Source organism: Gilliamella sp. CG16, from assembly GCF_046635785.1.
GTDB classification, from domain to species: domain Bacteria; phylum Pseudomonadota; class Gammaproteobacteria; order Enterobacterales; family Orbaceae; genus Gilliamella; species Gilliamella apicola_I.
On sequence record NZ_JBIDFL010000001.1, the window covers coordinates 345,126 to 358,806 of the forward strand.

Consider the following 13,681-nt stretch of genomic DNA (forward strand, 5'->3'; position numbering starts at 1 on the left):
CAAAATAAAAAAATGTTAACTGACTAATAAATACACTATATATAGTAATAAAATGATTAATAGGCACTATATATTGTATATTTTGACAAATATCAATTATGATAAGCTCCACAAAAAACGGGATAAAACTGGATGGAAAATGAATAAATCAATATTTGTGACCAAGCGAGATGGTAAGAAAGAACCTATCAATCTTGATAAAATTCACAAGGTAATTACATGGGCAGCAGAAGGATTAGAAAATGTTTCGGTATCTCAAGTTGAATTACGTTCACATATTCAATTTTATGATGGGATCCGAACATCTGATATTCATGAAACAATTATTCGAGCTGCCGCCGATCTTATATCGCAAGATTCACCAGATTATCAATATTTGGCTGCACGTTTAGCCATTTTTCATTTACGTAAAAAAGCGTATAACCAATTTACTCCTCCACCACTTTATGAACATGTAAAAAAACTAGTGGCAAGTGACCGTTATGACAAACACTTACTTGAAGATTATACGCAAGAAGAGTTTGAACAAATGGATAAAATTATCGATCATTGGCGTGATATGTCTTTTTCATATGCGGCAGTAAAACAGCTTGAAGGAAAATACTTAGTTCAAAATCGGGTAACAGGCGAGATTTATGAAAGCGCACAGTTTTTATACATTTTAGTCGCAGCTTGTCTTTTTGCTAATTACCCTAAAGATACGCGTCTTAGCTACATCAAACGCTTTTATGATGCAGTCTCAACTTTTAAAATTTCATTACCAACGCCAATTATGGCCGGTGTTCGCACCCCAACACGCCAATTTAGTTCATGTGTACTTATCGAATGTGATGACAGCTTAGATTCTATTAATGCGACGGCAAGCGCAATTGTCAAATATGTGTCACAACGTGCAGGCATTGGGGTTAATGCGGGCAAAATTCGGGCGCTTGGTAGTTCAATTCGTGGTGGTGAAGCTTTCCACACCGGTTGTATCCCATTCTATAAATATTTTCAAACAGCGGTAAAATCCTGTTCACAAGGCGGTGTTCGTGGTGGTGCTGCAACGGTATTTTACCCGCTTTGGCATTTAGAAGTCGAAAGTCTATTGGTTTTACGTAACAATCGAGGTGTTGAAGAAAACCGTGTTCGACATTTGGATTATGGTGTTCAGATTAATAAATTAATGTATCAACGCTTAATCCAAAACGAAAACATTACCCTTTTTAGCCCGTCAGATGTTCCGGGTCTATACGAGGCGTTTTTTGCCGATCAAGCAAAATTCGATGCGCTGTATCATCAATATGAACAAGATGTAAACATTCGAAAACGTGTAGTAAAAGCGGTAGAACTCTTTGCCTTGTTAATGCAAGAACGTGCATCAACTGGACGTATTTATATTCAAAATGTTGACCACTGTAATACTCACAGTCCATTCAATGCTCAGCTTGCGCCTGTACATCAATCTAATTTATGTATGGAAATTGCGTTACCAACTAAACCGCTGAATAATGTCAACGATGAAAAGGGTGAAATAGCACTATGTACACTGTCCGCCTTTAATTTAGGTGAAATTCAATCGTTAGATGATTTTGAAGAGTTTGCCGATTTAACGGTTCGTGCCCTTGATTCACTGCTTGATTATCAGGATTACCCTGTTCCTGCTGCTCGCAATTCATCCATTAATCGCCGTACATTAGGCATTGGTGTCATTAACTATGCCTATTATTTAGCAAAACATGGGGTAAAATATTCAGACGGCAGCGCTAATAATTTAACCCACCGCACGTTTGAAGCGATGCAATATTATCTTTTAAAAGCATCAAATAACCTAGCGAAAGAAAAAGGTGCATGTAACTTATTTAACGAAACGACCTATTCACAAGGAATATTACCGATAGATACCTATAAAAAGGATCTTGATACCATTACAAAAGAGCCATTACATTATGATTGGGAAGCACTGCGTGAATCAATTAAAACTCATGGTCTACGTAATTCAACCTTATCGGCGTTAATGCCTTCTGAAACGTCTTCGCAAATATCTAATGCGACTAATGGTATCGAGCCACCTCGAGGGTATGTCAGCGTTAAAGCATCGAAAGATGGCATCTTAAAGCAGGTAGTACCTGACTATAAAGATTTAAAAAACTTCTATGAACTACTTTGGCAAATTCCTAATAACACGGGTTATTTACAATTAGTTGGTATTATGCAGAAATTTATCGATCAATCAGTTTCGGCTAACACCAATTATGATCCAACAAAATTCCCGAATGACAAAGTACCGATGAAACAGCTACTTGCTGATTTATTAACCGCATATAAATTTGGTGTCAAAACACTCTACTACCATAACACACGCGATGGGGCTGAAGATATTCAAGGGGATATTGCACTAACTGAAAGTGATGACGGTTGTGAAGGCGGGGCTTGTAAAATTTAATTGCCCTTTTAGACAAAAACAAAGCATCACTTTAAAAACATTCAATGGGGGATTTTGATCCCCCAATATTGCCCCTTTTCCGCTGTCGACAGGTAGTGGTAAAAGTAACTAAATTCAGTTAGGAGTACGATTATGAATATGAATTACAGTACCTTTTCGCATGTACATAACGATCAGCTTAAAGAACCCATGTTTCTTGGTCAACCAGTTAATGTGGCGCGTTATGACCAACAAAAATATGAAATGTTCGAAAAATTAATCGAAAAGCAACTTTCTTTTTTTTGGCGTCCGGAAGAAGTCGATATATCACAAGACCGCATTGACTATGCGGCACTACCCGAACATGAAAAACATATTTTCATCAGTAATTTAAAATACCAAACGTTACTGGATTCGATTCAAGGTCGTAGTCCAAACGTTGCTTTACTCCCTTTAATTTCAATTCCTGAACTTGAAACTTGGGTAGAAACGTGGTCGTTTTCAGAAACAATTCACTCTCGCTCTTACACACACATCATACGTAACATTGTCAATGATCCCTCTGTGGTATTTGATGACATTGTGACAAATAAAGAGATCCAAAAACGTGCGGGTGACATTGCGGGTTATTATGATGATCTGATTAGTTATGCAAGCTATTACAACTTATTGGGTGAAGGGAATCACACGGTTAACAATAAAACCATTACTATAAGCTTACGTGAATTGAAAAAGAAACTGTACCTTTGCTTAATGAGTGTTAATGCCCTTGAGGCCATTCGTTTTTATGTCAGCTTTGCTTGTTCATTTGCTTTCGCTGAACGAGAACTAATGGAAGGAAATGCAAAAATCATCAAACTCATTGCCCGTGATGAAGCCCTACACTTAACGGGAACTCAATTTATGATTAATACGCTTCGTAGTGGTGAAGATGATCCTGAAATGGCTGAAATCGCAAAAGAGTGTGAACAAGACTGCTATGACCTGTTTTTACAGGCAGCGAATCAAGAAAAAGAGTGGGCAGCATACTTATTTGAAGGTGGTTCAATGATTGGCTTAAATAAAGATATTTTATGTCAATATGTTGAATACATCACCAATATTCGTATGCAAGCGGTCGGATTGAAATTGCCTTACGAAGTAAAATCTAACCCGATTCCATGGATCAATAACTGGTTAGTATCCGACAATGTTCAAGTTGCTCCACAAGAAGCCGAAATGAGCTCTTATCTAGTCGGTCAAATTGATTCTGAAATCAATGAAGATGATTTGAGTGATTTTACTTTATAATTTACGCTGTCATTAAAACTTCCTATCCTGACTTGCACAGGTTTAGTACTAAAGCCTGTGCATGTTTTGTCTTTAGCGGTTAACCAAATCCAAGTAATTACAATCCAATTTCTTTTTTTAATTTATATTACATTTCTTAATGTTTGATTAATAATCTTTTTAATTGTATTATTTAACCGATATTAGTTAAATAAATCAAAAGGAAATAAGAAGTAAAATGAATAAATTCATGGTAAGTTTAATTGCTATTACGTTACTATCAGGTTGTAAAGTTGAATTAGCACCGACAGTAAACCTTAGCGACGTGCAAAGTGAAACAGCAAAAATCGTACAGTCAAAAATATTGATTGAAGTTTCATCATGTACTGACTTTAAAGATTCACGACAAGAATCATCCACGTTAATAAAAGCAAAAAATGAAATTCAAAAAATTTTTGCGGATGCAAAATATATTGAATGTTATCGAGAAAAAATGGATTCTAAAGCAGTATTTGAAATACCGATTATGGTAGGAGGAAAAACGGGTAATGGTGATATCCAAATACGCAATAACGAGTCAGGTGGTATGGTTGTTGAAATGTCAAAAAAATTAGAACAAAAGATCAGTAATCACCAAAATTCGACATTTCGCAAAATCAATACATCAATCAGTATTAACGTCAATAATGATTTGAATCAAGCACAACAAATTATTGGTTATGCTATCTATCTTGATAACAATGCGATTCCTGTATCTAAGTATGATTTAAAACCAGGTCAGCATACGATAAAATTATCTGATGTTTCGGTATCTGCAATATTAACTAAGGGTTCCGCTTTAGTTTATGAAAATGCTAATGATTCAATCGATACAAAAAATTAGCTATAACTAAAATAAAAGCCTATCAACGCTTTTATTTAGTTTATGATATTTAAAATGTAAGGTAAAAACTATCGAATTGCTATTTAGCTTGACGAAATTATGTTGTTTTTTTGGGGTATAAATCATAATAGATAACAGTAAATGTTTTCGTGTTAATTACTATCAATATTTGAAGCATAATTAAATAAAACTGTGTTATATTGTAGTTGCACTAACGTTTGAAACAGTACTATTCATCGATCTTGAAAAAACTTACTTCATTTTTACTTACATTAATTATAGGTTTTAATATGAAAAAACTTTTATTGAGTAGTCTTGTCGGTTTAGTTTTGGTTGGTTGTGGTGAAAAAAAAGTAACTGAAGAAATGCTTATTGGTGAGTGGGATTGCACATTTTCAGGGCAAGAGGCAAAATGGGAAAATGGTAAATTTTCTGACTATGCACCACTCAAACAAGATAAAGGGATGATTAGGTATTTTATGAAGGACAATACCTTATTTTTCAATTTTGGTACAGATACATCTTATCCATATAATTTAAAAGCTTATTATAATGATTCAATGGATATAAAATCCAATAATGGTGTTACATCAAAAACGCAAAAGACCATGAACTATTTATCACCAGACAAATTCAAAACAACGGAAGTAACTGAAATTCTTATCGATAATGCTCCAAACGCAAATCGAAAAATGAATGTAGAAATAAATTGTGACCGTATAAAAAATTAAAACAAAAGTTCAAGCAACAAACTAAACTGTTGCTTGACAGTCTGTGAAAATCAGGTGACGATATGATTATTGAATGGTCTTAATTTTATTCCCATGACGCAAGTGCATTTAATTTATCCTATTTCACCACTTGATTTTAGTGATGCTGAGATAAATATTAACTTTCTCAAACAACACCTTGACCAATTTCAACAATGGTCGATGAAGCAATTTAAACAAAATGCAGATATTGATGAATTAGTGCATCTACGCAGTCAATTTATCGATAAATTACTTGCACGATTATGGTGCTATTTTCAAATTCCCGATCAAACTTCATCAGCTTTAAAAAATAATCGTATTGCATTAATCGCTGTCGGGGGGTATGGGCGAGCAGAGCTGCACCCTTTGTCAGATATTGATATTTTGATATTAAGTGATTACCCGCTTAATCATGATATCGAAAAACAAATCGGCGAGTTAGTACGGCTGCTTTGGGATCTTCATTTGGATATAGGTCATAGTGTCAGAACGCTAAAAACGTGTTTGCAAGAAGCTAAAAACGATATTACTATCATGACCAATCTAATTGAATCAAGATGGGTTGCGGGTAATAATCCATTATTACAAACCCTTCGACAACACATTTTTAGTGATAAAATTTGGCCTTCTCCTGCTTTTTATCGTGCTAAAATTGCCGAACAACAAGCCCGGCATCAGCAATATCACAGTACAACTTATAATCTTGAACCTGATTTAAAAAATAGTCCGGGCGGTCTACGGGATATGCAAATTATTCAATGGATTGCGATTCGTCACTTTGGCGATGAATTTTTGCAAAAAATTGCTGATTTTCATTACCTCACTCCCGAAGAGGTAGACGAATTTAGAACTTGTCGTAAATTTTTATGGCGTATTCGTTTTGCCCTTCACAGTGTCATTACTCGCTATGACAACCGATTGCTTTTTGATCGTCAATTAAGTATCGCCAAGCTTTTAGGCTATCAAGGTCAAGGAAATGCACCTGTTGAACAAATGATGCATGATTACTACCGAATTGCACACAACGTTACTGAACTCAATCAAATGTTACTGCAATTATTTGATGAGTCTATTCTTGAAGTTAATCCAAGCAATAAACCCTATGCTATCGATGAGCACTTTCAAATCCGAGAAAAATTAATTGATGTAAAAGATGATAGTATCTTTAAAAAAGATCCAACAATGATACTGCAACTGTTTTACACCATTTTGCTCAATCCTCAAATCATCGGTCTCTATTCTAATACCATTCGTCAGTTACGCTCTGCAAGGCGAAAACTCACCACATTATTATGTGAACACCCTAAAGCCAGAACACTATTTATGTTAATCATTAAGCATCCGGATGCCATTGCAAAAGCAATTTTACCCATGCATCGTTATGGTATTTTAGCGGTCTATATACCTGGTTGGAAACATATCGCTGGTATGATGCAATTTGATCTATTTCATACCTATACAGTTGATGAACATACGGTACGATTATTAATAGAGCTTGATAGTTTAAAATCAGAACAAGGGAAACAAAAGCATCCTAATAGCTCAAACGTTTTTGCTAAATTATCCAAACCTGAACTGTTAATTATTACGGGTTTATTTCATGATATCGGTAAAGGTCGACATGGTGATCATTCTGAAATTGGTGCTAAATTAGTTGAAAAATTTTGTCAATTACATGAGCTTGAAACAAAAGATACTGATCTGATTATTTGGTTAGTACGCTATCATTTACTGATGTCAGTCACGGCACAAAATCGAGACTTACAAGATCCTGCTGTGATTCAAGAATTTGTTCAACAAGTTAAAAGTCGGCGTCGCCTTCAATATTTACTCTGCTTAACCGTTGCTGATGTGTGTGCGACGAACGAAACACTTTGGAACAGTTGGAAACAAAGCTTAATACGTCAACTGTATTTTAATGCCGAACACTTATTTGATATTGGAATACACCAAATACCGGAACAGCGGAGTATTGCTCGTCAACACAAGCAAGAAGCACTATCCATCTTAATCGCTCAAAATTATGATGAGCAACACATCAAAAACTTTTGGCTAAACTATCGGGTGGATTACTTTTTGCGCTACACTACCGAACAGATCGTGTGGCATGCTCAAAATTTGTTAAACCACGACTTAACGCAAACACTAGTTATGATCAATCCGACGCCGTATCATGGTGGTACAGAAATCGTTATTTACTCACCAGACCGACCTTATTTGTTTGCTACCGTCTGCAACAACTTAAGTATGCACAATTTAAATATACTTGAAGCGCTTATCATCACCAATAAACAAGGATTTGCGCTTGATACCTTTATTGTACTGGAACCTAACGGCAATACCGTTCAATCTGATCGCCATGAAGGTATAATAAATGCACTTGAAAAAACATTACAACAACCGACTTATAAAGGTGTTACGGTAAAACCACCTAAACAACGATTACGCTATTTTTCAGTGCCGACACAAATTAACTTTTTATCATCCTTTAACGAAAGTCAAACCTATATGGAATTGATTGCTTTAGACAGACCAGGACTTTTAGCTTGTGTTGGAGAAGTTTTTGCGAACTTAGAAATATCTTTAAGGAGTGCCAAAATTGCCACTATCGGCGAACATATCGAGGATCTGTTTATTTTGACCGACAAACATAACCATGCCCTTGATGATGATACTTGTCATAAACTAAAACAATCCATCATTGTTGCGCTCGATGCAATGAATTAATCACATAAATTAAAGATAATAACTATGCAATTTTTTACTATTTTGTTTCCTATTTTTTGTATTTTCGTGGTGGGATTTATTGCGCAGAAAAAATTACATTTTGATGTGGCAAACCTATCCAAAATGTCACTGTATGTGCTTTCACCCTTTTTGGCATTTAAAACATTTTATACACATACCTTAACAACAGAATACTTATTCTATATTTGCTATATTTTTGGTCTCTGTTTTGCTTTAGTCATCATTATTTCGATTTGGTCTATTTTGATGAAATACTCAAGCAAAGAACGCTGTGCAATGATTTTAAGCGCTTGCTTTATGAACAATGGTAATTATGGCACACCCGTATTGCTTGTCTTTTTTGGCACAATAGGATTTGATCTGGGCGTAATTATGATGGTGCTACAACAATTTGTCATGAGTACTGTTGGTATCTATTATGCGGCAAAAGGAAGTGCTCGTGATGATATCGTTACGCAAAAAGATGTCATTAACAAAGTTATTCGAATGCCTGTGGCGTATGGGGCGTTTTTAGGAATTCTTTTTCAACTTTGTAACATTCCCTTATCTAAATCGATTATGACGTCCATTGGGATGATTGGTGACGCATCCATCGTGGTTATTATGATTATATTAGGTATGCAATTAGCGAAAATAAAAATCACCCAACTGGATTATCCTAAATTATCTTTTGCACTCCTCACTCGGATGATTCTATCGCCAATTGTTGCTTGTGCCATGGTCTACTTCATGCCTATTGCACCGGTATATAAGCAAGTGCTAATAGTACTAGCTGCAATGCCAAGTGCGGCAAACACGACATTAATGTCGGTACAATTTGACACGCACCCTGAACTTGTATCAAGTGCCACTTTTTTCAGTACTTTAATCAGTTTAATTACCCTACCGATTGTTCTATCCTTAGTTGGGGCGCCCATTCCTTACTGATTCATGATCTCTCGATCAGAGAGATCTTATCTTTCACCATCAAAAACCATTTTTTTGATAAACGTTATCTGGATTCGGCCCTACGCGCAGATTTTGGTTAAGTCCATTAATGGCTTTTATTTCATCTAAAGTGAGTTCGAAATCAAAAATATTAGCATTCTGCACAATTCGATCCGGATGTGCTGATTTAGGGATCACAATGTAACCATTTTGAATATGCCAGCGTAATGTCACTTGTGATGCTGATTTCTGATATTTATTACCAATTTTAATAAGAAGCGGATCATTAATGACTTTGTTACGAGCCAACGGTGACCAAGCTTCAATAGCAATCTTTTGTTGTCGTAAATATTCCACTAATTCGATTTGAGTTAAATAAGGATGAATCTCGATTTGATTAAGCATGGGTTTAATGTTTGCTTTGGTTGAGAGTAATTCTAAATGCGAGATTTGAAAATTACAAACGCCGATTGCCCGCACACGCTTTTCTTCATACAGTTTTTCGAACGCCTTCCATGTATCAAAAAAAGTGTCACTTAATGGCCAGTGAACTAAAAAAAGATCGAGGTAATCAAGCTGTAAATCTTTTAGCGACTGATCAAAACCCGCTAATGTTTTATCATAACCTTGATTGCTATTATTGATTTTAGTGGTAATAAACAATTTATCACGTGCGACATGGCAATCTTTAAGAATTTGCCCGAGTTGCTTTTCGTTCTGGTAAAGCTGAGCGGTATCAAACGCTCGATATCCCGCATTAATAGCCGCATTTACTGCACATGATAATTCATCAAAATCAGTTAATTGATAAGTGCCAAAACCGAGTTGCTGCATTGCTACATGATGACTAAGCATTACTTTACTGTTGATCGAAATCGTCATGATAACCCCTTCTATTTTATTTAGATTATTGATCAATTATATCGATCATATCGATATTATCAATTAATTTAGAGTATTATCTCTTCTTCATCACCATCCCACTCTTTTTCGAATTGCTTCACAAACTCAACCAATATAGCGTGACGTTTTAATGCGATTTTTTTAGCAATTTGTGTATTCATCCTATCTTTGAGTAAAAAGAGTTTTTCATAAAAATGGTTTATCACTGTATTAGGTTGTTTATAGTTTTCTTCATTTAATGATGTTCTGGGTAATATAGTGGGATCATACATAATATTGTGCTTGTTACCCCCATAGTAAAACGTCCGAGCGATACCAATAGCACCAATGGCATCTAATCGATCTGCATCTTGTACAATTTGCCCTTCTAACGACAATTCTTTTTTTTGAGTAAGATTTTTTCGATATGACATATTTTCAATAATGTCAAAAATATGTTTAATTTCGCTTTGACTGATCGTTTGTTGAATTAAAAAATCGTGTAACTCACTCATGGCGTGATTCACATCTGATACCACTTTTTCATCGATAACATCATGAAGATAGGCACTTAAAATCACGATAAAGTCATTGGCTGTTGGCTCATGTTTTAAAATTTGTTTTGCCAATTTAACTACTCTTTCAATATGCGCCATATCATGACCAGAAAAATCGTCAGCAAGTTTTTGTTTAACAAAAGTTTGAACATTATTGATAATTTTTTGTTGATCGACCATTTTCTTTGATTCCTGACTCATTCGATTTATCACTTCCTTAATGTGGGACACTATTTTGAGATATGATTAACATTTAGGTCAAATTATGCTTGATGCCATTGATAAGCGAATAAACTAAGATGACCTAAAATTTTAGTTAACAAAAAAGAGGCGATTTTTTTCTACTTTTTTGATTTGATAGAATGATATAAATCAAACTATCTTTTTAATTTAACTTTTCGCTCGGATAATAACACACCACAGAGCGTAAATAATGTGCCAAACGCAGCAAGCCAAGTAAACGGCTCATTCAATATAATTACCGCACCAATAATCGTTAACACAGGGACCAGATAGAGATAAATGCTAATCTTTACAGCCCCCACTAATTTCACCGCATAATTCCAAGATGCAAAACAAATTGCAGATGCCCCTACGCCTAAAAACAGGATATTAAATAGATTGGTTGTATTGCTAAATCGGGCTAAATTTAGTTTAAAATCGAATAAATAAAGTGCTGGAAGCATGAGCAATAAACCATAAAAAAAGAATCGTCGGGTTAATAAAATCGTGTTATACCCTCGATGACTACTTTTTTTAGTTAAAATCGAATAACATGCCCAAAATAAACAGGCTAACATAGCGAGCAGATCACCAAGCGGATTCATGGCAAGCACATATTTGCCATTAAAGCAGATTAATCCAACGCCAATCGAGGCAAATAAACAACCAACGTAAAAACGCTTAGGTGGTGTTTCAGCCTTGAGAAAAAACATAGCTAATAGCGCAGTAAATATGGGGGCTAATGTTGTGATAATTCCTACATTTGAAGCAGTAGTATAGGTTAATGCAATATTTTCACATAAAAAATAACAGGTAATGCCACATAATCCAGCACATAAAAACATGAACTCTTGTTTTACTCCTTGCCAAACTAACAAACGAGGGCATAGAATCCAGAGCGTTACATAACCCAGTAAAAAACGAAAAAATAAAATCTCTATCGGTTTAAACTCAATTAATAATGTTTTGGTGGAAATAAACGTCGTTCCCCAAAAAAACACAGTCATTAATGCAATTAAATGCCCCTGTGTTCTTTTTGTTAATAACATAAAGACCTCAATCTTACAGCAATGTAGCCCTCTCTGAGTAAATTTTTACTCACTTTTCAAAGGCATTGATAAATATATTAGGAATAATACAAAAATTATGTCTAGTGCTTACTTGATTTTGTTAAAAATAATGCTATTTAAGAATATGCACTTATACTAACGCTATGCTCTTTTGTGTGCAAACAAATTAAAGTCGTTATAATGATAGGTAAATATAAAGAAGAAAGATGACAGATAAAAAAAATCCACCCGAAATTCGAGTGGAGGGCAAAAAATGAAAAAACGTAATCTGTTAATATAGACAAGCAAAAACCCAAAAAGTTCAATTTAATTTCAGATATTTTTGAGATTTTATTAAAATAATTTTTAATTATTTGATTTATTATTATTTATTTAATTAAATTTTTTTCAAAAAAGTAAAATTTTTTACTTTTTCAACATCCACTAATTAATCATGTCAGCTTTGTAACTCATCCGCTTTAACGCTATTAATAAAGTCACATTTACAAATGAAACTATTTAATGTTTCTAATAAGCGCAAAACTATCATAAAACAAACATTTGATTGCCAACCCCAAACGAAGCTAACTTGTATTCATGCTTGATTTCACCTATAATGCCCCGATATTGTACTAAGTTACTTATCACATTTGGGGCTGATTCTGGATTCGACGGGATTTGCGAAACCCAAGGTGCATGCCGAGGTGCGGTTGGCCTCGTAAATAAACCGCAAAAAAATAGTCGCAAACGACGAAAACTACGCACTAGCAGCTTAATAACCTGCATAGAGCCTTCTCTCCCTAGCCTCCGCTCGTAGGACGGGGATAAAGAGGAGTCAAACCCAAACGAGATCGTGTGGAAGCCTTGCTTGGGGCGGAAGCATTAAACTTAATCAAGCTAGTCTATCGGTAGCGTGTTTGTCCGCAGCAGGTAGGCGAAATATAAAGACAAACTACGCATGTAGTACCAAGGATGTAGAAATTTCGGACGCGGGTTCAACTCCCGCCAGCTCCACCACCGATTATAATTTCCTCCTATACTTGATGACTTGTATTTTGTATAATTTATGTTCATAATTATATATATTTAAATAATAATATTATTTTTATGGAAAAACTTAAAATATTAAGAAAACAATGTAACTTTACACAAAAAGATTTAGCTAATTTGTTGGGTGTAAAAACCAAAGATATCCAAAATTGGGAATTGAATAAAGCTCAACCTGAATTAAAAATATTACGAGATCTTGCTGATATTTTTAGTACAAGCGTTTACGATATTTTAAGTAATGAGTCAATTGCAACTACAGATTATAGTCCATGGAACTTCAACGAAACTATTGATTATTTTTGGGGGCATATAGGTATTCTTTTATATAATTCTAACATAATTAAATGGTATCCTATAACTAACTCTACATTTGATAGAGTTGAAACAATCTTAAGTAATGATAAACCAAGTAAAGAAAATGATATTTTCTCTTTAGACACATTAAATAATCGATTACTTCTAATCAATAAAAATATTGTAAAAAAAATTTCACTCCTCAGTGATGCTTCAGATTCCCCAAAAGATTGGGAGATTCCGTGGGATGGATATCAGGGGCTAGGCTCTGAAGAATTTTATAACTTGATAGATGAATACTTTTTTGACTATGAACATTTTTGTCAGAATACTTCAGAAGAGCTACAAAATAAGGTAGTAAATTTAATTGAAGAAAAAAGAATTACTGAGGATAATGTACTTGAGATTTTAAATCAGGTATATATTTATTATCATGATAATACTGTTGAAACGATTGACATAGTAAATGCTCAGGAATTATTTAATGATGTTAGGTTAATTGAATTTGAACTCAATAGATTTATTCAATTTTCTGATGACAATGGTGAAATACATTTTATTCCCTTGAATAGTGTGGGTTTAATTGATATTCCCCTGTACTTATATAAAATTGGTCGTAATGAAATATTTGAAAATAAATAAGG

Annotated in this window: 10 protein-coding genes and 1 other RNA gene; 8 read left to right on the forward strand and 3 right to left on the reverse strand. The window is 34.5% G+C overall.

The features are described from left to right. The first annotated feature begins 139 nt into the window (after positions 1-139). The 6 genes from nrdA (at position 140) to ACGH47_RS01580 (ending at position 8,983) form a co-directional block, all read left to right on the forward strand. Positions 140-2,425 (forward strand): class 1a ribonucleoside-diphosphate reductase subunit alpha, encoded by a 2,286-nt coding sequence (gene nrdA, locus ACGH47_RS01555; RefSeq protein ID WP_411622475.1) that lies wholly within the window; start codon positions 140-142, stop codon positions 2,423-2,425. A 138-nt stretch (positions 2,426-2,563) separates the two neighbouring features. After that, entirely contained in the window at positions 2,564-3,694 is a 1,131-nt protein-coding gene (gene nrdB, locus ACGH47_RS01560; RefSeq protein ID WP_065559020.1) for a class Ia ribonucleoside-diphosphate reductase subunit beta, read from the forward strand. 217 nt (positions 3,695-3,911) lie between these two features. Beyond that, entirely contained in the window at positions 3,912-4,556 is a 645-nt protein-coding gene (locus ACGH47_RS01565) for a hypothetical protein (RefSeq protein WP_411622477.1), read from the forward strand. 290 nt (positions 4,557-4,846) lie between these two features. Then, positions 4,847-5,287, forward strand: coding sequence for a hypothetical protein (locus ACGH47_RS01570; protein ID WP_267380838.1), 441 nt, complete (start codon positions 4,847-4,849; stop codon positions 5,285-5,287). 69 nt (positions 5,288-5,356) lie between these two features. Then, positions 5,357-8,035 carry a bifunctional uridylyltransferase/uridylyl-removing protein GlnD gene (glnD, locus tag ACGH47_RS01575; protein WP_411622478.1) on the forward strand — a complete coding sequence of 893 codons (2,679 nt, stop codon included), beginning with the start codon at positions 5,357-5,359 and terminating at the stop codon, positions 8,033-8,035. A 24-nt stretch (positions 8,036-8,059) separates the two neighbouring features. Continuing rightward, the gene (locus ACGH47_RS01580; RefSeq protein ID WP_267349837.1) at positions 8,060-8,983 is read left to right on the forward strand and encodes an AEC family transporter; all 924 of its coding nucleotides are present in this window, start codon (positions 8,060-8,062) and stop codon (positions 8,981-8,983) included. A gap of 39 nt (positions 8,984-9,022) precedes the next feature. Here ACGH47_RS01580 and ACGH47_RS01585 read toward each other — a convergent pair whose 3' ends face one another. From ACGH47_RS01585 to ACGH47_RS01595, 3 genes are all read right to left on the reverse strand, one after another. Then, positions 9,023-9,865 carry an aldo/keto reductase gene (locus ACGH47_RS01585; protein WP_411622479.1) on the reverse strand — a complete coding sequence of 281 codons (843 nt, stop codon included), beginning with the start codon at positions 9,863-9,865 and terminating at the stop codon, positions 9,023-9,025. A gap of 68 nt (positions 9,866-9,933) precedes the next feature. Beyond that, positions 9,934-10,623 carry an HD domain-containing protein gene (locus ACGH47_RS01590; RefSeq protein WP_411622481.1) on the reverse strand — a complete coding sequence of 230 codons (690 nt, stop codon included), beginning with the start codon at positions 10,621-10,623 and terminating at the stop codon, positions 9,934-9,936. 176 nt (positions 10,624-10,799) lie between these two features. Continuing rightward, complete coding sequence (locus ACGH47_RS01595) at positions 10,800-11,693, reverse strand: DMT family transporter (RefSeq protein WP_411622482.1); 894 nt, start codon at positions 11,691-11,693, stop codon at positions 10,800-10,802. Positions 11,694-12,345: 652 nt separating this feature from the next. Here ACGH47_RS01595 and ssrA point away from each other — a divergent pair. Both ssrA and ACGH47_RS01605 read left to right on the forward strand, forming a co-directional pair. Further along, positions 12,346-12,710, forward strand: a transfer-messenger RNA (tmRNA) gene (gene ssrA / locus ACGH47_RS01600). Positions 12,711-12,800: 90 nt separating this feature from the next. Beyond that, positions 12,801-13,679, forward strand: coding sequence for a helix-turn-helix transcriptional regulator (locus ACGH47_RS01605; RefSeq protein ID WP_411622483.1), 879 nt, complete (start codon positions 12,801-12,803; stop codon positions 13,677-13,679). Positions 13,680-13,681: the final 2 nt, after the last annotated feature.